Raw genomic sequence first — 20,803 nt, 5'->3', positions numbered from 1 at the left:
AGTATGCAATATATTGCAGGTGGCCCGCTGGGGCCGACGACTTCGATGGAGGGCGACGATGAAGATCAGACAGGTGCTCGCAGCGGTGACCGCCGGCGTGGCAGTCACCGCGCTCACCGCGTGCGGAGGGGCAGCCGCCGAGCCCGAGCCGCCGGCGGCCAAGCCCACCGTGGTGCTCGTGCACGGCGCGTTCGCCGATTCCTCCAGCTGGAACGGGGTGGTGGAGATTCTCCGCACCGAGGGGTATCCCGTTGTGGCCGTGGCCAACCCGCTGCGCGGGCTGCGTCCCGACGCCGATTACGTGCGCAGTGTGGTCGACCACGTCAGCGGCCCTGTGGTGCTGGCCGGCCATTCGTACGGCGGGTCGGTGATGAGCGAGGCGGCCGACGGTGCGCCGAACGTGAAGGCACTGGTGTACGTCGCCAGCTTCATTCTGGAGCCGGGGGAGAGCACCTCGCAGCTGGCCGCCCAGTTCCCCGGCGCCGAGCTGGGCCCGGCGCTGGACACCGTGCCGTTCCCGCTTCCCGGCGGCGGCACCGGAAACGATCTCTACATCCGGCAGGACCAGTTCCGGAAGGTGTTCGCCGCCGACGTCGCCGAGAACCTCACCACCCTGATGGCCGCGACGCAGCGGCCCATCGCGGCGACCGCGCTGGAGGACCCCGCGACCAAGGCGGCATGGAAGAGCATCCCGTCCTGGAACCTGGTCGCCACCGAGGATCTGGCCGTCCCGGCCGAGGCCGGGCGGTTCATGGGTCAGCGGGCGAACGCACAGACAGTGGAGGTCGACGCCTCCCACGCGGTGACCGTGTCGCAGCCCGCAGCTGTGGCCGAGCTGATCGGCACGGCCGCCGGTGCCGTCACGAGCTGATCGTCAGCCGGTCTGCGAGACGGAAGACGGGCCAACCGATCTCGGTGCGCCAGTGGCCGGACTCGACGGTGTCTCGGGGGCCCACCGGGTAGATCTCGTGGATCGGGCCGTCGACGGCCAGCGCGTGGGTGACCACCCAGGTGCCCAGTCTGCCGTAGGTGACGTCGATGTCGTCGTGGGCGCCGGCGTGCACCGTGACCGCGAGGTCGGTCGGCGGCAGGTCGACCACTTCGATGCGGCCGGATGCGCGCGGACGGCGGACCTGGTGGAACACGGTGAACATGCCGGAGCCGTGGGTGAAGAGCTCGTTGTCGTAGTGGCCTCCCGGGGGCCCGGTGCGTTCGTCCGGGCCGAAGGCGGCGTCCAGCTCGGCCATCGCCGAGTCGTACCAGGTCAGCGAATCCTCCTGGGTGACAATGCCGCTGATGGCGGCGACCGTGCGGGCGGGCACGGAACGGAGCTCGACGTCGATCTCCGCGGGTTCCGGATTGAGCAGCCTCTGCAGCGACACGACTGCGGCTCGGGTCCGGTCGAGTTCGGCCTCCAGGCGGCGGAGGTGGGCCGAGATCACCTCGGTGCGCTGCCGAGGGTCGTCGGTCGACAGGATGGATTCGACCTCGGCCAGCGGCACATCGAGTTGGCGCAGCCGATGGATCACCTGCGCGGTGGGGATCTGTTCGGCCGTGTAGTAGCGGTAGCCGGTGAAGTCGTCCACCCACGCCGGCTCCAAGAGTCCCGCCTGGTGATAGCGGCGCAGCGTCCGCACGCTCAGATGCGTCAAGGTGGCGAATTCGCCGATGCTCAGTCCTGGACGCATGCGATCCGTTCCTTCCGGCGTTTCTCCCTATGGACCATATCGAACACTTCTGTGAGTAAGGGAATTTCGTGACTGACATGAACTCTGAGTCTGATCCTTCGGAGACGACTCACTACGACTACATCGTGGTCGGCGCCGGATCCGCGGGTTGCGTCGTCGCAGCCCGGTTGTCGGAGGACCCGGACACCAGGGTGCTGTTGTTGGAATCCGGTCCGGAGGACACCCGGCCGGAGATCGCCTCGCCGCTGGCGTGGCCGGCACTGTGGGGCACCGAGGTCGACTACGCCTACGACACGGTTCCGCAGGCGGGCACCGCCGGCCTGCGGCACGACTGGCCGCGGGGCCACACTCTCGGTGGCAGCAGCAGCATCAACGCGATGGTGTACCTGCGTGGGCATCCCAACGACTTCGACAGCTGGAACTGTCCCGGCTGGGACTACGAGTCGGTGCTGCCGTATTTCAAGCGCATGGAGACGGTCGAGCGTGGCGATCGGCGCTATCGCGGCACCGACGGCCCGATGCGGCCTGCGCCGGCAGATCCGGCCGCGGCCAACCCGCTGTCCGAGGTCTTCCTCCGGGGTGCCCTCGCGGCCGGTTTCCCGGTCACCGACGATCTCAACGGCGCGTGCGCCGAGGGTGCCGGTTGGCACGATCTGTCGATCAGTGGCGGCACGCGGCAGAGCGCCGCAAGGGCATACCTGCACCCGGTGCGCGGCCGGCGGCCGAATCTGACAGTGCTGACCGGTGCTCGGGCGCACAGGCTGATCTTCGACACAAACCGTTGCACAGGAGTTGAATTCGCCCGATCTGGGCGGCTTTCGTCGGCCTACGCCGAGGCCGAGGTGATCGTCAGCGCGGGTGCGGTGGACTCGCCGAGACTGCTGCTGTTGTCCGGAGTGGGTCCGGCCGCCGAGATCGAAGCCGTCGGCGTCGAGGTGGTCCACGATCTGCCCGGGGTCGGCCGCAATCTGCACGACCACCCGGTATGTGGGGTGGTGTACGAAGCCGCGCAGCCGTTGCCCGTCGGGCAGAACAACCACGCCGAGACGTCGTTGGCGTGGCGCAGCGATCCCTCGCTCGACGGACCGGACATGCAGCTGATGTTCATCCACCTTCCGTTCATCCCGGCGCACATGTCCGCACCCGCGAACAGTTTCACGTTCGCGGTCGCGGTGATGGCGCCGGAGGCGCGCGGGTCGGTCCGTCTCGCCGGGCCGCACCCGCAGACCCCGCCGCTCATCGACCCCAACTACCTCGGGGCGGAGTCCGACGTGCGGCGGATGGTCGACGGCATCGGGGTGGCGCGCGAGATCGCGGCCACCGAGCCGCTCGCGCCGTGGCGTGGTCGCGAGGCACTACCGGGAGCCGACGTCGCCGATCCGAAGGCGTTGCGTTCCTTCCTGGCTACCGCGACGTGCAGCTACTTCCACCCGGTGGGCACCTGCATGATGGGGGTGGGTTCGGGGTCGGTGGTGGATCCCCGGCTGCGGGTGCACGGTCTCGACGGCCTGCGGGTGGTGGACGCATCGGTGATGCCCAGGGTCGTGTCGGTCAATACCAACGCCGCAACGATCATGATCGGTGAGAAGGGGGCCGACCTGATCAGGGGGTGATATACGATACTTTGCGTGCCGGTGCCGATCGAGCGGGGAAAACACCGCCGGTCGTTGTTGCGTGACCAGGCCTACGTATCAATCCGCGACGCGATCATCAACGGCACGTTGGCTCCTGGCGAGAAGCTGCGCGACGCGGAACTCGAAGAGTGGTTGGGGATCAGCAGGACGCCGATACGGGAGGCGCTGGCGCGGCTGGAGGCATCAGGTCTGGTGCACACCATTCCGGGCCGGTCCACCGTGGTCGCCTCGATCGAACGCCACGCCGTGCTCAACGCGCAGGATGTGGCCGCAGCCATGCATGCGCTCGCGGTGCGCACCGCCGTCCCACTGATGGGCAGAGCCCAGTACGACGCGATGAGCCGGGCGAACAAGGCGTTCGCCGACGCGGTCTCGGCCGGGGACGCCGCGGCCGCGCTACGCAGCGACGACGCGTTCCACCAGGTGGCCGTCGAGGCGAGTGACAATGATGTGATCGCCCACGTTCTCGAACAGGTCACCCCGGTGCTGCGGCGCGTGGAGTACCTACGGTTCTCGTCGTTGTCCGGGCGCGACTCCATCGCCCAGCACAAGCAGATCATCACGCTGTGCCGCAAAGGTGACGCGGACGCCGCCGCCGCGGCGACGGAACGCAATTGGCAGACGCTGTCACAGTTGGCCGATCAGTCGGAGCCGTTCGCGGAGTTGTGACCGAAGCTGTCGCCGAACGCGATCGGCAGCGTCGCCGGTCCGGTGACCCCGGTCAGCGGCCGCCACGACGAGGGTCCGTCGCGCCGGATCTGCGGCATCCGCCGGGTCATCTGGGTCAGCGCCTCGGTGAGTTCGAGGCGAGCCAGATGCGCGCCGAGGCAGTAGTGCATGCCCCCGCCGAAGGTCAGGATCGCCGGAGCGTCCCGGCGGGTGATGTCGAACCGATCCGGCTCCGAGTACACCGTGTCGTCCCGGTTGGCCGAGGCGATGTTGGCCAGGATCGGGCTGCCCGCGGGAACCGTGTACCCGGCGAGCTCGACATCCTCGACCGCCACCCGCAACGTCGCGAAGATGATGGGGGAGTAGCGCATCGATTCCTCCACCGCAGCCGTCGCCAGGTCCGGATCGGTTGCGAGCAGCCGCCATTGGTCCGGATGATCGCAGAACGCCTCGAGCGCTGCGGCGAGCTGGTTGCGGGTGGTGTCGGTGCCGGCCATCAGTAGGGTCGCGGCGAGGGTGAGCAGCTCGGCATGCGTCAGCCGGTCGCCGTCGATCTCGGCGCGCATCATGTCCGACAACAGGTCGTCGCTGAGCGAGTCGCGTCGCCCGACAACCATCTCGTCGAGGTAGTCCTCGAGTGCGTGCCACGCCCGCACGATCGCCGGACCGTCTTCGACCACGTTCCAGTCGAACACCTTGAAGATGTCATCGGCCCAGCCGGACAACAGATCCCAGTCCTCGCGGCGGGTCCCGAGCAACTCGCAGATGATCGGGATCGGGTAGTTCCTGGCGATGTCGGCGACCACGTCGCAGCGCCCGTCGCCGGCGACCCGGTCCAGCAGTCCGGCGATGACGTCCGCGCAGGTGCTGCGGAGCCGGCCGGCGGCACGGGGAGTGAATGCCTTTGCCACGAGCCGTCGTTGGCGATGGTGCTCCTCGCCTTCGAGGCTGAGCAGCCCGCGGACGACGATGTCCCACAGCTCCCCGGAGGTGACGCCCTGTGCGGCGAGCGCGAAGCCCTTCGGAATCTGGAAGCGGCTGTCGCGCAGCACGGTGCGCACGGCCTCGTAGGTGAGTGCCTCGGGGCCGTGCGGTCCCATCGCGATGGGCCCGCGGGCGCGGGCCGCCGCGATGAGCCGGTGGGCTTCGGCCGGGCTTGCGGCGTGCTCGTAGTCGACGGTGGGTAGATCCGCGTCGAAGATGCTTACGGCGGTGGCGCCATCGATGCTCATCGGAAACCCTCTCGGTCCGGTCGTGCCGATACAGCCCGACGCTAGGGCGGGCGGGCGCGGGTGTCGTGGGTGATCGACTACCTGTTTCCGGCGCGTGGGCGCGTGTTGACTACGCACCTGCGGCTGCGTTCGTGTCCTGCCGCCGGGTCGCCGTGGAAGGCGATTCGGCGGGATATTCAACGGTTTGTAGAGACGACTTCAACATTTTGTTGTAGTTTGGCGAGCACCACACTTGGAGGCCACATGCGATCACCGTCAACACGTCGTCTTCGGCTCACCGTGCTGCTCTCGGGAGTCCTCGCCGCCGGACTCACCGCGTGCGCAGGCGGGGGATCCGAATCCGGCGCCGGGCAGCCCGAGGCTGCCGAAGGGCAGTCCGCGATCCCGGACAACGCCGCGCTGATCGCCGAGATCCAGCCCGACCCCGAACTGTCGACAGCGCTCCCGCCGGCGATCGCGGAGTCCAAGACGGTGAACCTCGGCTCGAACATCCAGTCGGCGCCCAACAACTTCTACGCCGGTGATGGCACCACCCCGATCGGCTACGAGGTGGACCTCGCCAAGGCCATCGGCGCCAAGCTCGGGGTGGAGATGGCCTACCAGGACATGGCGTTCGGCTCGCTGATCACCAGTCTGCAGTCCGGCCGCATCGACATGACGATGGCCGCGATGAACGACACCAAGGAGCGCCAGCAGCAGATCGACTTCGTCGACTACTTCTCCTCGGGCATCACGATCATGGTGCAGAAGGGCAACCCCGAGGGCATCACCGGTCCGGACACGCTGTGCGGCAAGAACATCGCGGTCGTGCAGGGCACCAGCCACCAGAAGTTCGCGACCGCCCAGAGCGAGAAATGCGTGCAGGCCGGCGAGCCCGCGATCAACGTCACGGCGACCGACAGCGATACCCAGAACCAGAATCAGCTCCGCACCGGCCGGGTTGCTGCGATCCTCAACGATCTGCCCAGCGCGGTCTACATCTCCCGGACCGCCAACGACGGCAACGCGTTCGAAGTGGTTCCCGGCCCCCCGATCGAGGGCGGACCGTACGGCATCGGTTTCGCGAAAACCAATACTGCGCTGCGGGATTCGGTCAACCAGGCACTGAGTTCGCTGATCGAGGACGGCACCTATCCGAAGATCCTGCAGAGCTGGGGTGTCGAGCAGGGCGCGCTGACGCAGACCGCCATCAATGGCGGCTGAGCCGCTGCCCATCGTCCGCCTGCGGCACTGGGGACGGTGGGTCAGCGCCGGCATCATCGCCGGCCTGCTCGTACTGGTCGTCGCCACGTTGGCGAAAGCGCAGATCGACTGGCCAGGCCGTGCCCGACTTCGTCGTGTACCGGGTGATGCTCGTCGGTCTGGTGAACACGGTGCTGCTCGCGGTGGTCGCGCAGGCGGTGGCCATCGTCCTGGGCATCGTGATCGCGCTGATGCGTCGCAGTGCGAACCCGGTCTCCCGATGGTTCGCCGGCGGCTACATCTGGTTGTTCCGCGGTCTGCCGGTGCTGCTGCAGATCCTGATCTGGTACAACCTGGCCCTGGTGATCCCGCAGATCTCGATTCCGCTGCCGTTCGGCGGATATCTCGTCGACGAACCCACCAATGTGCTGGTGAGCGCGTTCACCGCGGCGCTGCTCGGGCTGGCGCTCAACGAGAGCGCCTACATGGCCGAGATCGTCCGGGCGGGGTTGAACAGTGTGGATCCCGGGCAGGTCGAGGCGGCGAAATCCATCGGTATGGGCCCGGCGATGACCCTGCGCAGAGTGGTGCTGCCGCAGGCGATGCGAGTGATCATCCCGCCGACCGGCAACGACTTCGTCGACATGCTCAAGGGCACCTCGATCGCGTCGGTGATCGGCGTGACCGAACTGCTGCACGCGGCGAACAACATCTCTTCGCACAACCTGCTGGTGATGGAGACGCTCTTCGCCGCCGCGGTCTGGTACATGGTGGTGGTGACGATCGCCAGTGTCGGCCAGCACTATCTGGAGCGCACGTTCGGGGGCAGTGAACGCAGCGCCGCCGCCCAGGCCGGCCGGGCGCTGCGCGCGATCCCGCTGATGAGGAGCACCCGTGTCTGAACCGCTGCTGCAGGCCGTCGGCGTCCGGAAGAGCTACGGGCACACCGAGGTACTGAAGGGGATCGATCTGCAGGTGCACCGCGGCCAGGTGGTGTGTCTGCTCGGTCCGTCGGGCGCGGGAAAGAGCACGTTCCTGCGTTGCCTCAACCACCTGGAGACCATCGACGCCGGTCAGGTCTGGGTCGACGGCAAGCCGATCGGCTTCGAGCTGCGCAACGGCAAGCTCTACGAACTTCGGGAACGCGACGTCGCCAGGCAACGCCGCGACATCGGCATGGTGTTCCAGCGGTTCAACCTCTTCGGCCACCGCACCGCACTGGAGAACGTCATCGAGGGGCCCATCCGGGTTCTCGGCGTCCCACCTGACATCGCGCGCAAGGACGGTCTCGAGCTCCTCGACCGGGTCGGCCTGGCCCCACGCGCCGACGCCTATCCGGCGCAGCTGTCCGGTGGTCAGCAACAACGCGTCGCGATCGCGCGCTCGCTGGCCATGAAGCCCAAACTGATGCTGTTCGACGAGCCCACCTCGGCGTTGGACCCGGAACTGGTCGGCGAGGTGCTCGCGGTGATGAACACGTTGGTGGACGAGGGAATGACGATGGTGGTGGTGACCCACGAGATCGGGTTCGCGGCCGAAGCCGCCGACGAGATCGTCTTCATGGCCGACGGTTCCGTGGTCGAAACCGGGCCCCCGGAGCGCGTTCTGAAGGATCCCGAACACGAGCGCACGCGCCAGTTCCTGGCCCGGGTGCTTGCGTGAAGCCCATCTCCCCGCGCTACCGGCTGCAGTTCTCCGAGCCGGAGGGCTATCTGGACTTCGCCCGCTTCGGGCCGCCGTCGCATGCCGTACTCGACACCACCGCCCGGCTGCTGGAGAAGGCCACCCGGGCCGGTCCCGCCACCGTGGACGAACTCATGCGCGAAGAGACCCGCGCGAAGGCGGTCGCAGCCCGGTTGTGCCGCAGCGACATCGACCACATCGTGTTGCAGCCGCACACCAGTCTCGGTCTGATGCAGGCGGCGTTCAACGCCCCGGGCGGCACCGCGCTGGTCTCGGCCGCGGAGTTCCCCGCCAACACCTACCCGTGGGCCCGCGCCGAACAGGCGGGCCGGCTGACCGTGCGGGCGCTGCCGGAAGGGCATGTCACCGCGGAGCGGGTGGCGGCCGCGTTGAGCGACGACGTGACGATGGTGTCGGTCAGCGCGGTCGACTTCCGCACCGGTTACCGGGCCGATCTGGCCGCGCTGCGCGACGTGATCGGGGACCGCCTGCTGGTCGTCGACGGCATCCAGGGTTTCGGCGTGATCGAGGAGCCGTGGGAGGTCGCCGACATCCTGGTCGTGGGCGGGCAGAAGTGGCTGCGGGCGGGCTGGGGCACCGGGTTCGCGATGCTGTCGGACCGGGCGCTGGAGCGGATGGATCCGGTGCTCTCGGGCTGGACCGGCGCCCGGGATCCCGGCTTGTTCGACAACACGATCCATCCGCCGGACCGGACCGCGGCGGCCTGGTCGATCTCGAATCTGAGCCCGGTGACGTCCGGGGCGTTCGCCGCGGCGCTGGAGTTGGTGGAGGACACCGGCGTCGGTGCGATCGCCGCCACCATCGCCGAGCGCGTCGACGCGCTGGAGGAGGTTCTGCTCTCGTGCGGGGCCCGGATCGTCTCCGAACGCCACCGCCGGGCAGGGATTCTCGCGTTCGTGCTGCCGGACTGTCCGGCCGAGCAGACCGGCGCCGCGCTGAGCGCCGCAGGCATCGCGGCGACCGTGCGGCCCGACCACATCCGGCTCTCCCCGCACGCCTCGACGTCCGCGGACGTCGCCGAACGGCTCCGGGCGGCGCTGAGGTCACTGGCCGCCCCGCGGGTGGAGCAGGCGCCGGTCCCGGCCGCGGCGGGGGACGCGACCCATGACCTGCTGGCGTCGTTGATTCCGGCCGTGCACGGATTGGCCGCGATGCTGGGTCCGGGCAACGAGGTGCTGCTGCACGACTTCTCCCGGTTGCCCGACTCGATCGCCGCGATCGCCGGCGATCTGACCCACCGCACCGTCGGCGGGCCGATGACCGACCTCCTGCTCGGCCTGATCCGGCGGGGGACCACCCAGGACCTCATCAACTACCGCACGAACAACCCCGACGGGCGTCCCATCCGGTCGTCGACCCTGTTCCTGCGCGACGCCGACGGGGTAGCCATCGGCTGTCTGTGCGTGAACAGCGATCTGCCCGAGGCGATTTCAGAGGAGGTCGGGCCCCGGGACGAGAGCTTCCCGCCGGATGTCGACAGCCTGCAGCGGTTCCTGGTGGACCGGGCGATCGCGAAGGTCGGTGTGCAGCCGTCGGAGATGAAGAAGCAGCAGAAGGCCGCCGTGGTCCGTGAACTCGACGAGGCGGGGTTCTTCCTGATCCGGGATTCGGTCGACCATGTCGCCGGCCGTCTCGACGTCACCCGGTACACGATCTACAACTACCTCAACGAGATTCGGGGCTGACCTCGGGGACGGGCAGGATGCCCTCGGGGTCGATCAGGGAGACCTGGTGACCGTCGAGGGTGAGCCGGCGGACGATCTCCAGCAGCATCCGTCGGGCGACGTCGTCGATCGAATACACCATCGTGAGATCCAGTGCCACTCGGCTTTCCGTCGGCGCGGTGTCGGTGATCTCGCGAACCACCCGCTCGGCGCCGGCGAAGCGGATGCCGCCCTGCAGTTCGATCACCCGGACCGCGTCGGGTCCCGCGCCGGTGACGTGATTGGACCGCACGACCGCACGGCCTGCGGCCGGAACCTCCATCACGTGCAGACCCATGTCGGACGAGAACCGGCCGAACAGGCCCACTCCGCGGACGCTGTTCCCGTGGACGTCCAAACGCGGGGAGAACGTGGCGATCCCGAGCTGTCCGGGAAGCGCACCGATCAGGCCGCCGGCCACACCGCTCTTGGCCGGGATGCCGACCTGGGTCGCCCAGTCGCCTGCGGCGTCATACATTCCGCAGGTGGACATCACGCTGAGCACCTGGCGCACCACGCGCTCGGGCACCACGCGTTCACCGGTGAGCGGATTGACTCCGTGGTTGGCCAGCGTCGCGGCCATCACGGCCAGGTCGAGCGTCGTGACGAGCAGGGAACACTGGCGGGTGTAGCCCTCGACCACGGTGGCCGGGTCCTCGGTGAGGACGCCGTAGCTGCGAAGCATGTGGGCGATGGCCAGGTTGCGGTGCGCGTGCTCCATCTCCGACGCGCACACCGATTCATCGACCGTCAGGCGGCGACCGGCGAACGCCGAAAGGCCGTCCACCACACGCTGCAACCGTTCCGCCGCGTCCAGCCCTACGGGCCCGGCGAGTGAGTGCGTGGTGATGGCGCCTGCGTTGATCATCGGGTTGAGCGGACGCCCGGAGCCGCCTTCGAGGGAGAGCTCGTTGAAGGCCTCGCCGGACGGTTCGACGCCGACCTTGGCCAGCACCGCGTCGAAGCCCCGATCGGCCAGCGCCAGCGCGTAGGCGAACGGCTTGGAGATCGACTGGATCGTGAACTCGACATCGACGTCGCCGGCGCCGTAGATGGCGCCGTCGACCATCGCGAAGGCGGCGCCGAGGCGCTCGGGGTCCGCCGTCGCCAGTTCGGGAATGTAGTCCGCCGGCGCGCCCGAGGTGTCCGACGCGATGTCGCCGAGTGTTTCGGTCAGATAGTCAGGAATCGGTGACCGCATGCCCGTCCTGACGCATGGTGTGGGTGACCAGGGTGATGTCGGCTTTCGTCGGCCTGCGGAAACGGCCGCCGTCGGCGACGAATTCGTCGCCGTGCCTCTTCAGGTGGCGGGCGAACAGCGGGCACACCGGGACGACGGTGAGGTTCTTGCCGATGCTGTCGGCGAGTGCCTCGCGCAGCAGCAGGCCCGCCAGACCCCGCCCGCTGAACTCCTCGTCGACCTCGGTGTGGAAGAAGATGCGCTCGCCTGCCTCATCGGGTGGGTCGACGAAATCGGCACGGCCGACCCGTGTTCCGTCGGCCAGGCGTACGACGTAGGCGCTGATCGGTGGTGATTCGTCGAGAGTCACCGTCACCTGCGCACCGGTGCTGTCGGTGAATTCTCTTGTCATCGCTGCAACTCCTCTTCGTTGACCGGCCCCCACATGTTGATCGTGGCGATGTCGGGGCCGATGATCGTGGTCGTCGGCGCCTTGAGGAAGAAGAACGGGTCGGCCGATGCATCCGGTCGATCGACCCCATCTCGTCGGCGTGATCGTAGTAGTTCGCGCCTGCGCAGATCACTTTACCGGGATAGGTCAGCGGCGGTACCAACTCACCTTCGACGGGGGCCAGAGCGCCCAGATCGATTGTGCGCAGGGCCGCGACACCGCGTGAGGTGCGGTACTGCGCCAATGCCCATGCGGCGTCGGTCATGTGGTGGTTCTCCCCTGAGTCGCTACCCGCTGACCTTACGGAACAATTCGCGACAAAACAATAAATAACGATAATTTGTTGACAAATCGATGGAACGCTGTTTTGCTGGCCTATATCGACGCCGCCTGCGGAGGACCGAACCACGCCGGTCCGTCCACCGAATGGGATTGGGCGACAACCGCACTGCTCGCGCGATCCACCGAAGGAGAACTCGCATGCCCAAAACCGGGTCTCGACGCACTTCTGCGCCCGCAGGACAGCATCGTGGTGTTGATCGACCATCAGCCCTTCCAGTTCGCCAACCTGAACAGCCATGACCCGGCGGCGATCGTGAACAACGTGGTGGGACTGGCGAAGGGGGCGAAAGTCTTTGACGTGCCGACGGTGCCGGCGTGGACGTCCTGGGGCACTACATGGCGCCGCCGGCCTACGCGCAGATGCAGTTCGTCGCCCGAGCTGTCGAAGCGACCGGAGGCATCGACGACGCCGGCCTCTGCGAGTACGCCCGCGGCGCGACCTTTCCGACCGTGATGGGCGATGTCAGGTTCGGCGTCAACGGGGAGTGGGCGCAGCCGCGGGTCCTGCATGTCCAGTTCCGTGGCATCTCCGGCCACGACGCCGCCCAGTTCCGCGACGGCGCCAGGTAGGTCGTGGTGGCGCCGCACAATGTCCGTTCCGATGACCTCGATTTCCCTTACGCTGGAGCGGCCCAGCAACTGAAAGGCTGACATGACCCTCTCCTCGGCTGGCGGCGGATGGCCGTCCTTGCGTGTTGACGACTGGGAGCCGACGCGCAGATCGCTGCACATGTGGACCCAGATCGTGGGCAAGGTGCGGTTGGCTCATGCGCCGCCGCTCAATCACTGGTGGCAGGCACCGCTTTACGTCTCACCACGCGGATTGACGACGTCGCCCATCCCGGTGGACGCGCGGCTTCTCGACATGGAGTTCGACTTCCTCGACCACACACTGGCCGTGCGGGTGAGCGACGGTGGCTCCGGCCATGTGGACCTACGCGACAGTTCCGTCGCGAAGTTCCACGACGAGACGATGGCATTGCTCGACCGCCTGGACGTTCCCACGCGAATCACCAAGCGGCCCAACGAGGTCGATCCCGCCGTCCCGTTCGCCGAGGACCAGCACACCGGCTACGATCCCGCCGCGGCCAACGCCTTCTGGCAACAGCTGGTGCAGGCCGACCGGGTGGTCGGGCAGTTCCGTTCCCGGTTCACCGGCAAGGTCAGTCCGGTGCACTTCTTCTGGGGCTCATTCGATCTGGCCTGTAGCCGATTCTCCGGCCGTCCCGCACCGCCCCATCCCGGGGGCGCGCCGAACTGCGCCGACTGGGTGATGGTCGAGGCCTATTCGCACGAGCTGAGTAGTTGCGGGTTCTGGCCCGGCGGTGGGGAAGAAGGGGCGTTCTACTCCTACGCGTACCCCGAACCGGACGGCTTCGCCGACTTCGCCGGCCGCCCCGAGGGAGTCTTCTACCATCCCGAACTGCGCCAGTTCCTTCTTCCGTACGAAACCGCCCGGGCCGCTGAGGATCCGGATCAGTGTGTGCTGGACTTCCTCGAGTTCAGCTACGGCGCGGCCGCGGACCTGGCGGACTGGGACCGTGCGGCGTTGGAGACCGACCCCGGCCGCCGCAGCGTTTGAGGTCGCCGACCCGTCAATCCCGGAAGCCCTCGAGTCCGTGTTCGGTCGCGTACGCGATCAGCTCGCGGGGTGCCCGCTCGATGTGTTCGGTCAGCAGCGCGACCGCGGCGTCGGTGTCCCGGGCCAGTGCCAGGTCCTTGAGTTGGTCGTGTTCGATCGCGAAGTCGTGCGGGTGGCCGTGGGCCAACACCAGGTACCACCGCTTGTAGAGCTCGGCGTTGTCACGCATGGCCTGCGTGATCCTGTCCATCCACGGGTTCTTGCACCCGGCCAGTAGGGCGCGGTGGAACTCGCGGTGCCGGATGGTCCATTCCTCGTTGACAGTCCGGTCCTCAGCGAAGAACGGAGTCTGATCCAGCAGGTGATGCGAGGTGAGGATGCCCGCCTCCCAGTGCACGTCCCCGCGCTTGATCGCCAGCCGCAGTGCCGCGGTCTCCACCTGGACCCGGGTCTCGGTCAGGCAGACGACGTCGTCGACCGACAGTTCGCGCACCCGGAACCCGCGTTGCGGCGTCGCGACGACGAAGCCCTGGGCGGCGAGCCGGGTGAGTGCCTCGCGAACCACGGACTGACTCACGCCGAGACGTTCACCGATCGCGACCAGCAGGAGCTTCTGGCCCGGGGCGAGCTGCCCGTTGAACAATTCGGCGAGGAGTACGTCGTACACCTCGGTGGTCCGTGTCATCGGGCGACTGCTCCTGCCCTCGAATGATGGTCGATGTGGGCAGTGTATCGAGATTGCGCAGGACTAACGCTATTGACGGCCTGTGTCGATGCCCGTTCCGCACCGCTGCCGGCGGTTACGGCAGCACGACGATCTTGCCGCGGAGGTGCCCGGCACTGCTGGCCTCCAGCGCGGCAGCGGTCTCGTCCAGCGGGAAGGCGCGCCAGATGGGGACGGTGAGCTGTTCCTGACTGATGAGCGCGACGATCTCCTGCAAGGCAGGCCCCCGGTCATCGCCGGTGCCGCCGGCGAAGATCTGGATCCCGGTGTCGGCGGCATCGAATGCGACCAGGGTCAGCACCCGCTCCGGGCCGCCGGCAAGTTCGATCGAGAGCGGGATCTCGCCGCGGCCGGACGCGTCCAGGACGGCGTCCACCCCGGCGGGGGCGAGGGCGCGGACGCGGTCGGCCAGTCCGTCACCGTAGCGGACCGGCTCGGCGCCAATGGATTTCAGGTAATCGAAGTTGCGTTCGCTCGCCGTGCCGATCACCTGTGCGCCCCGCGCCGTCGCGAGCTGAACCGCGAATGTGCCCACGCCGCCGGCCGCGGCGTGGACGAGCAGGGTCTCGCCCGCACGGACCTGGAGACGGTCCAGGACGGCCCACGCGGTGCCGCCCGCGCCGGCCACGCTGCCCGCGACGTCCCAGCCGACCTCGGTGGGTTTGATGATCAGATTGGCCGGATCTGCCAGGGCATACTCGGATATCGCGGGGGTCAGCGAGCTGCCCATCACTTCGTCGCCCACCTGGAACGCGGTGACGCCGGCACCGACCTGGTCGACGACCCCGGCCACATCGGACCCGAGTCCGGCCTGGAGGTCCAGGGGCACCATCTCCCGCATGAAGCCCTGCATGATCTTCGCGTCGATGGGGTTGACGCCCGCTGCCCGGACCGCGATGCGCACCTGTGCGGGCCCGGCGCTCGGCACCGGGGCGTCAATCACCCGGAGCACGTCGGTGCCGCCGTATTCGGAGAACTGAACTGTCCGTGCCATCTACTCGTCTCCCTGGTGTTGTGTCACTGTGCTGGAACGTGCCGGTCAACGGAAACGCGCCTGGGGCCGAACTCATTGCTCATCAACCTAACACCTAGATGCGATATTTGCGGCGAATATCGATATTAGCTTCGGGCGGTGTGACCATCGTGGCGGCCATCGCGGGACACGTAGCGTGTCGGGATGACCTCGCGGAACCTCGAGCTGAGATCCCATCCCCTCAGCGTCGAGTTGTTCCACGGACTCGCGGAACTCGAGGACACCGGCCGCGGCTGGCTTCCGCACCGTCTGCCGCGCGCCGCGCGTGCGCAATGTGACGATCCACAGCTGTTGAGTGCGCAAGCGCAGCCCTCGGGCGTGCGGCTGACAGTGCGCACGGCCGCGACCGTGATCGAACTCGATCTCCTGCGCACGCGGGTGGTGCTGACAGGTGTGCCGCCACGTGCCGACGGTGTCGTGGATCTGCTGATCGACAATCGGCGGGTTCGGCACGCGGCGGTGTCCGGCGGTGACCTGGTGCGTATCGATCCGTCCACAGGCGCGAGCGAGACAGAGTCGGGCGGGGCGGCGACGTTGCGCTTCGACGGGCTGGCGTCGCACGACAAGACGCTCGAGCTGTGGTTGCCGCATTACGAGCGAACAGAATTGGTCGGCTTGCGCACCGACGCACCGATCGAGCCCGTGCCGGCCAGGCCCCACCTGGGTCCACCATGGCAGCTCCATCAGTCAGGGCTCCAATGCGGACACCCCCAGCACCACGTGGCCCGCGTTGGCGGCCGCGGCGGGGAACCTCGATCTGGTGAACCTCGGCTTTTCGGGCAGCGCCATGCTGGATCCGTTCGTGGCCAGGACGATTCGCGATCGTCCCGCCGATCTGATCAGCGTGAAGATCGGCATCAACCTGGTGAACTCGGATCTGATGCGCCGGCGTGCGTTCGGCCCCGCTGTGCACGGGTTCCTCGACACCATCCGCGACAGGCATCCGAGGACGCCCTTGATCGTCATCGGGCCGCTGCACTGCCCGATCCACGAGTCAACCCCGGGACCGGGGAGTTTCGATGTCGAAGCGCTCGCGGCGGGCGCGGTGCGCTTCGTGGCAACGGGTGATCCCGGCGACGCCGTCGTGCCGAACGCGGGGCTGCGCCGTCTCACCCTGCGCGGCATACGTGAGCAGCTCGCCGGCATCGTGGGAAAGCGACAGGCCGACGATCCGCACCTGTCCTACATCGACGGTCTCGACCTGTACGGCCCGGATGACGAAGCGAGCCATCCGCTGCCCGACAACCTGCACCCGGATGCCGCCACCCATCGACTCATCGCGCAGCGATTCGTCGCGCTCACCGCTCACAGCGGGCAGGTCGCGCCCTCCTCCGGCAGCACGAGATCGACCAGGTAGTCGGCGGCGATGTCGTTGACGCACTGGTTGGTTCCGGCCGTCACGATGGTGTGTCCCTCACCCTCCACCGTGAGCAGCGCACTGCCCAGGGTCTGCGCCAGCCGGATGCCGCCCGCATGCGGGGTGGTCGGATCGCCCGTGATCGACACCACGAGCGTCGCGGGAAGCCCCTCGACATCGGTGGCATAGGGGAAGCCGAGCGTCGGTTCGGCCGGCCAGTGCTCGCACCCGTCGCGGGCGCCGGTCAGCACGACCCCTGGATCCATGAACGGCGCCGCTTCGAAGATGCGGGCGCGCAACGTGTTCCCGTCGCGCTCGCTGAGCCGCTCCTCGTCCATGCAGTTGGTGGCGTAGAGCGCCTCGACGAAATTGGTCCAGTTGCCCTCGGCGTCGCGCAGCGCGAAGTCGTAACCGAGTTGCAGCAGTTCGTCACCGCGTCCCTGCTGCTGCACCTGCGCGATCCCGGCGATGACGCGGGGCCAGGCCGCTTCGGTGTACAGCCCGGAGATCACCCCGCCGACGGCCTCGTCGAAGTCGAGGTCGAGTCCAGCGCCGGTATCGGCGTGCCGTAGAGCGGACGCACGATCTCGTGGAACCTGTCGGTGGCCCCGGCCGGGTCGGTGCCCAGCGGGCAGTCGGGCAGGGTGGCGCAGAAGGCGGCCATCTGCTCGAAGGAACGCTGGAACCCGGCGAAGGCGCCCACGCGGCGCTCGAAGGTCCGCTGGCTGGGGTCGATGGCCCCGTCGAGCACCATCGCGCGGACGTTCCCGGGGAACTGCTCCGCGTAGACCGCGCCCAGTCGCGTCCCGTAACTCTGGCCCAGGAAGGTCAACCGCTCGTCACCGAGCACGGCCCGCAGCACGTCCATGTCGCGTGCGCTGTTGCGGGTGCCCATGCCGGTCAGGACGTCGGCGCCGCCCGAACCTCGCGCGCATCGTTCGAAGACGTGCCGGGTGTCGTCCTCTGTCCACTGCACGGTCGTGCCCTGGGTCGTCAGCACGCTGTCACCCCGGTCGGCCTCGGCGTCGGTGAAGCAGTCGACTGCCGGTTCCGAGGCGCCGACACCGCGGGTGTCGAAACCGACGAGATCGAACCGGTCGGTGAGCCGGCTTTCCGGTAACGACAGCGCCGTCGCGGCGGCGGCGAACAACCCGGACCCGCCGGGCCCACCCGGATTGAGCACCAGCGAACCGAGGGCCTCACCGCGGGCGGGCACCCGCATCACCGCGAGACGCACGGTGTCGCCCTGCGGCTGTTGGTAGTCGAGCGGAACCTCGAGGTGGCCGCACTGCGCCGTCGACGCACGGTCGAAGACCGCCGTCTCGATCGAGGTGGTGGCGTAGTCGCCGCACGGTTCCCACGCGATCTGCTGACTGTGGAACCGTTCGAGACCGGAGGACGTCGACGTCGACGTCGACGTCGTGGGAGTGCTTGCGCCGCACGCTGTCAGCGTGACCGCGAGCATCGGCACCAGCAGGCGCAGAATGGTGTTCACGCTCTCCAGGATGGGAGTCGGGCGGCCCCGCCACCAGTGACGTCACGTCATGTGTTCAGAGCCAGTCGTGTTCGCGTGCGTACCGGGCCGCTTCGTGGCGGGTGCGGGTCTGGGTCTTCTGCATGGCGCTGGACAGATAGTTGCGCACCGTGCCCTGCGCCAGGTGCAGCTGTGCGGCGATCTCGGCCACCGAGTAACCCTGGCCGGTCACGCGCAGCACGTCGACCTCACGGTCGGTCAGCGGGCAGTCGTCGACGATCGCGGCGGCCGAGACGTCCTGATCGATCCATCGCCGGCCCTCGTGCAGCGCGGCGATGATCTCCGCAAGATGCGCCGGTTCGGCGGATTTGCTGGCGAAACCCTGGATCCCGAGTTTCAAGGCGCTGCGCAGCACCCCCGGGCGGGCGTGCCGGGTGAGCATCAGGATCCGCTGATCGGGCAACACCCGGCGGATCTCGGCGACCGCCGCCAGACCGTCGACCCCGGGCATCTCCAGGTCGATCACCAGCACGTCCGGTTGGTGGGACAGCGTGGCTCGGACCGCATCGGCCCCGTCGACGGCCTCCGCGAGGACCGTGATGTCGCCTTCCAGCGGCAGCAGCGATGCGAGCGCCTTGCGCAGCAGGACCTCGTCATCGGCCAGCACCACGGTGGTCACGACGCCTGCTCCGGAAATGTTGCCGCCGTGCGGAATTGTCCGTTGGCCGATGCCGCGGTCAGTTCGCCACCGCGATCGGCCACCCGTTGGGCCAGCGCGCCCAGCCCGTGCAACTGCGGCAGCACCGTTTCGTCGACGCCGTCGTTGACGACGGTGAGACTGTGGGCCGTCAGCACGATCTGCGCCCGGGTGGCCCGGGAGTGCCGCAGGATGTTGGTGGTGGTCTCTCGTAACACCTGCGCCAGCAGGTCGATGGCGGGGGAGGTGACCTCGGCGCACCGGTCTACCTGCACGGCGATACCCGCCGCTTCCAGTAGGTTCCGCGCGTTCTCCAGCTCCACGGACAGGTTCAGCCGCCGCTGCCCGTACGCCAGTTCCCTGGTCCGGGCGATGGTGTCGCCGATCAGATCGTGGATCTCGCGCAGCTCCTGCTCGGCGCGGCGGGCGTCCCGGTGGATCAGCTTCTGCGCCAAGGCGATCTTGAGCTTGGCCACGTGCAGCGTGTGTCCCTGGATATCGTGCAGGTCACCGGCGAAGCGCACCCGTTCCCGGGCCACCGCCAGCTCCGCGTCCCGTTCGCGGGTTTCCTCGAGTTCGGCCACGACGTCGTAGAAACGCTTGTTGGGGAACATCAGACCGGTCACCGTGGCGGTGACTCCGGTCGGGACGATGACGTCGGCGATCAGCTCACCGGTGCCGGCCTGCGGTGTGGTCGCCACCGCCAGCACGCCCACCGCCGCCACATAGCCGACCAGGCCGAACGCCGCGAGTGCGCGGTGACGCGGAAGCGTCGGCACGATCAGGCTTCCCACCACGGTGATGGCGAAGAACGCCCCCTGCTCCACGCTGTCGATCATCAGAGCGCCGAACGGCCACACCGCCGCCGCCACCGCAAGACAGGGCAGCGCGACAGGGGCCAGCGCGTCGGCGGTCCACCGCTCGAACGCCAGCAGCGCCGCAGCCACCCCCAGCCCCAGCACCACCGCCTGCTGCCAGGTCTGAGCCTGCCTGGCGATCAGGAATGCCCCGACCGCGGCGAAACCGGGCAGGAAGAACATCAGGTTGAGAGTGCGGAACCTGCGGCGTGGGTGCGTTGTCACGCTCGGTTTCACCTGTCCGACGAAAGATGCCACTCCTCATCATCGGCTCCCGGCGCCCGAGCCGGTAGTGACGCAGCGTCACGAGCAACGCGCGCGGATGTCACCCCGATGAGATGACGCTACCAGCCTGGCGCGGCAGGCCGGCGCGCTGAAATGGGCACATGCCTTCGAGTCCCGTCATCGATGTCGATGCGTTGAACCTGGTGTACGGCGATTTCCATGCGGTGAAAGATGTTTCGTTCCACGTCCGGTCGGGCGAGCTCTATGCGCTGCTGGGCACCAACGGGGCAGGCAAGACGTCGACCCTGGAGATCGTCGAAGGCCACCGCGGTCCGTCCTCGGGCACCGTCCGCGTCTTCGGGGAGAACCCCGCGAACCGGCGAGCGGTGCGTCCCCGGGTGGGGATCATGCTCCAGGAGAGCGGCTTCTCCCCGGATCTGACCGCCGCAGAAACGGTTCGGCTGATCGGGCGGCTCACCGGCCGCTCAGACTCCGTCGAGCGTGTGCTGGAGGTCGTCGACCTCACCGGAAAGGCCGAGGTCCGGGTGTCCCAACTGTCCGGCGGTGAGAAACGGCGCCTCGACTTCGCCACCGCGGTGTACGGCAGGCCGGAGTTGATCTTCCTCGACGAACCCACCACGGGCCTCGACATCCACTCGCGGGACGCGCTGTGGGACGCGGTGCATCAACTCCGTTCCGACGGCGCCACCATCGTGCTCACGACGCATTACCTGGAAGAGGCCCAGCAGCGGGCCGACCGGATCGGGCTGATGCACCGCGGAGTGCTGCACCGCGAGGGGACGGTCGCCGAGCTCACCCGCGCCCTGCCGGCGGTCATCCGGTTCTCACTCGCCCACGACGCTCCCGCACCGCCGCGCACAGCCACCGACAGTCAGGACGGCACGTTCGTGATCGAGACGTTCACCCTGCAGGCCGATCTGAAGGACCTTCTCGACTGGGCGGACGCCCACCGGACCGAACTCGTCGGGCTCTCCGCCGCGCCGACCCGACTCGACGACGTCTTCCGCGCCATCGGCGCGACCGCCCGGTGACCACCACAGAAGGGGTT

20 protein-coding genes and 1 pseudogene are annotated in these 20,803 nt (G+C 68.2%); 11 read left to right on the top strand and 10 right to left on the bottom strand.

The genetic code is table 11. The annotated features are described in order from the left end of the window. Positions 1-58 precede the first annotated feature (58 nt). The gene (locus C6A87_RS16775; RefSeq protein ID WP_311113322.1) at positions 59-871 is read left to right on the top strand and encodes an alpha/beta fold hydrolase; all 813 of its coding nucleotides are present in this window, start codon (positions 59-61) and stop codon (positions 869-871) included. Here C6A87_RS16775 and C6A87_RS16770 read toward each other — a convergent pair. Continuing rightward, positions 861-1,688: a MerR family transcriptional regulator gene (locus C6A87_RS16770; protein WP_311113321.1), complete on the bottom strand. Its 828-nt coding sequence runs from the start codon at positions 1,686-1,688 to the stop codon at positions 861-863. The two genes, C6A87_RS16775 and C6A87_RS16770, sit on opposite strands and share 11 nt — an antisense overlap. A 77-nt stretch (positions 1,689-1,765) precedes the next feature. On the opposite strand from C6A87_RS16770, the gene C6A87_RS16765 reads away from it, so the two are divergent. Continuing rightward, entirely contained in the window at positions 1,766-3,301 is a 1,536-nt protein-coding gene (locus tag C6A87_RS16765; RefSeq protein ID WP_311113320.1) for a GMC family oxidoreductase N-terminal domain-containing protein, read from the top strand. Between the two features lie 15 nt (positions 3,302-3,316). Next, positions 3,317-3,991, top strand: a complete 675-nt coding sequence (locus C6A87_RS16760) for a GntR family transcriptional regulator (RefSeq protein ID WP_311113319.1) — start codon at positions 3,317-3,319, stop codon at positions 3,989-3,991. Here the strand turns inward: C6A87_RS16760 and C6A87_RS16755 are convergent. Beyond that, positions 3,964-5,223, bottom strand: coding sequence for a cytochrome P450 (locus C6A87_RS16755; RefSeq protein WP_311113318.1), 1,260 nt, complete (start codon positions 5,221-5,223; stop codon positions 3,964-3,966). The two genes, C6A87_RS16760 and C6A87_RS16755, sit on opposite strands and share 28 nt — an antisense overlap. Positions 5,224-5,466: 243 nt before the next feature. Between C6A87_RS16755 and C6A87_RS16750 the strand changes: the two genes are divergently transcribed. From C6A87_RS16750 to C6A87_RS16735, 4 genes are all read left to right on the top strand, one after another. Then, the gene (locus C6A87_RS16750) at positions 5,467-6,426 is read left to right on the top strand and encodes an ABC transporter substrate-binding protein (protein ID WP_311113317.1); all 960 of its coding nucleotides are present in this window, start codon (positions 5,467-5,469) and stop codon (positions 6,424-6,426) included. Between the two features lie 119 nt (positions 6,427-6,545). Continuing rightward, complete coding sequence (locus C6A87_RS16745; RefSeq protein ID WP_311113316.1) at positions 6,546-7,307, top strand: amino acid ABC transporter permease; 762 nt, start codon at positions 6,546-6,548, stop codon at positions 7,305-7,307. Continuing rightward, a complete protein-coding gene (locus tag C6A87_RS16740; RefSeq protein ID WP_311113315.1) occupies positions 7,300-8,067 on the top strand; it encodes an amino acid ABC transporter ATP-binding protein in 768 nt (255 codons plus the stop codon). The genes C6A87_RS16745 and C6A87_RS16740 overlap by 8 nt, the downstream gene beginning before the upstream one ends. Next, positions 8,064-9,794 (top strand): aminotransferase class V-fold PLP-dependent enzyme, encoded by a 1,731-nt coding sequence (locus tag C6A87_RS16735; RefSeq protein ID WP_311113314.1) that lies wholly within the window; start codon positions 8,064-8,066, stop codon positions 9,792-9,794. The genes C6A87_RS16740 and C6A87_RS16735 overlap by 4 nt, the downstream gene beginning before the upstream one ends. Here the strand turns inward: C6A87_RS16735 and C6A87_RS16730 are convergent. Further along, positions 9,775-11,013 carry a glutaminase gene (locus tag C6A87_RS16730; RefSeq protein ID WP_311113313.1) on the bottom strand — a complete coding sequence of 413 codons (1,239 nt, stop codon included), beginning with the start codon at positions 11,011-11,013 and terminating at the stop codon, positions 9,775-9,777. The two genes, C6A87_RS16735 and C6A87_RS16730, sit on opposite strands and share 20 nt — an antisense overlap. Further along, positions 10,994-11,404 carry a GNAT family N-acetyltransferase gene (locus C6A87_RS16725; protein ID WP_311113312.1) on the bottom strand — a complete coding sequence of 137 codons (411 nt, stop codon included), beginning with the start codon at positions 11,402-11,404 and terminating at the stop codon, positions 10,994-10,996. Before C6A87_RS16725 ends, C6A87_RS16730 begins: the two co-directional genes overlap by 20 nt. Before the next feature lie 696 nt (positions 11,405-12,100). Between C6A87_RS16725 and C6A87_RS16720 the strand changes: the two genes are divergently transcribed. Together C6A87_RS16720 and C6A87_RS16715 are read left to right on the top strand one after the other, a co-directional pair. Then, positions 12,101-12,355: a hypothetical protein gene (locus C6A87_RS16720; RefSeq protein ID WP_311113311.1), complete on the top strand. Its 255-nt coding sequence runs from the start codon at positions 12,101-12,103 to the stop codon at positions 12,353-12,355. 82 nt (positions 12,356-12,437) lie between these two features. Further along, the gene (locus C6A87_RS16715) at positions 12,438-13,367 is read left to right on the top strand and encodes a DUF5996 family protein (protein ID WP_311113310.1); all 930 of its coding nucleotides are present in this window, start codon (positions 12,438-12,440) and stop codon (positions 13,365-13,367) included. Positions 13,368-13,380: 13 nt separating this feature from the next. Here C6A87_RS16715 and C6A87_RS16710 read toward each other — a convergent pair whose 3' ends face one another. Both C6A87_RS16710 and C6A87_RS16705 read right to left on the bottom strand, forming a co-directional pair. After that, positions 13,381-14,052 carry a GntR family transcriptional regulator gene (locus C6A87_RS16710; RefSeq protein WP_311113309.1) on the bottom strand — a complete coding sequence of 224 codons (672 nt, stop codon included), beginning with the start codon at positions 14,050-14,052 and terminating at the stop codon, positions 13,381-13,383. A gap of 115 nt (positions 14,053-14,167) precedes the next feature. Next, a complete protein-coding gene (locus C6A87_RS16705; protein WP_311113308.1) occupies positions 14,168-15,085 on the bottom strand; it encodes an NADP-dependent oxidoreductase in 918 nt (305 codons plus the stop codon). Positions 15,086-15,268: 183 nt separating this feature from the next. Between C6A87_RS16705 and C6A87_RS16700 the strand changes: the two are divergent. Then, positions 15,269-16,481: pseudogene (locus C6A87_RS16700) on the top strand (GDSL-type esterase/lipase family protein). On the opposite strand, the gene C6A87_RS16695 reads toward C6A87_RS16700, so the two are convergent. From C6A87_RS16695 to C6A87_RS16680, 4 genes are read right to left on the bottom strand one after another with little or no spacing between them, the layout of a single operon-like run. Then, a complete protein-coding gene (locus C6A87_RS16695; protein ID WP_311113307.1) occupies positions 16,430-16,993 on the bottom strand; it encodes an alpha/beta hydrolase in 564 nt (187 codons plus the stop codon). The pseudogene C6A87_RS16700 and the gene C6A87_RS16695 overlap by 52 nt on opposite strands. Continuing rightward, entirely contained in the window at positions 16,990-17,976 is a 987-nt protein-coding gene (locus C6A87_RS16690) for an alpha/beta hydrolase (RefSeq protein ID WP_311113306.1), read from the bottom strand. Before C6A87_RS16690 ends, C6A87_RS16695 begins: the two co-directional genes overlap by 4 nt. A 55-nt stretch (positions 17,977-18,031) precedes the next feature. Then, positions 18,032-18,634, bottom strand: coding sequence for a response regulator transcription factor (locus tag C6A87_RS16685; protein WP_311113305.1), 603 nt, complete (start codon positions 18,632-18,634; stop codon positions 18,032-18,034). Beyond that, positions 18,631-19,734, bottom strand: a complete 1,104-nt coding sequence (locus C6A87_RS16680; protein ID WP_311113304.1) for a histidine kinase — start codon at positions 19,732-19,734, stop codon at positions 18,631-18,633. The genes C6A87_RS16685 and C6A87_RS16680 overlap by 4 nt, the downstream gene beginning before the upstream one ends. 161 nt (positions 19,735-19,895) lie before the next feature. On the opposite strand from C6A87_RS16680, the gene C6A87_RS16675 reads away from it, so the two are divergent. Beyond that, positions 19,896-20,786, top strand: a complete 891-nt coding sequence (locus tag C6A87_RS16675) for an ABC transporter ATP-binding protein (protein WP_311113303.1) — start codon at positions 19,896-19,898, stop codon at positions 20,784-20,786. Positions 20,787-20,803: the final 17 nt, after the last annotated feature.

The sequence above is a fragment of the Mycobacterium sp. ITM-2016-00317 genome (assembly GCF_002968295.1).
In the GTDB taxonomy this organism is placed as follows: domain Bacteria; phylum Actinomycetota; class Actinomycetes; order Mycobacteriales; family Mycobacteriaceae; genus Mycobacterium.
This window is presented reverse-complemented; position numbering and strand designations above follow the sequence as displayed.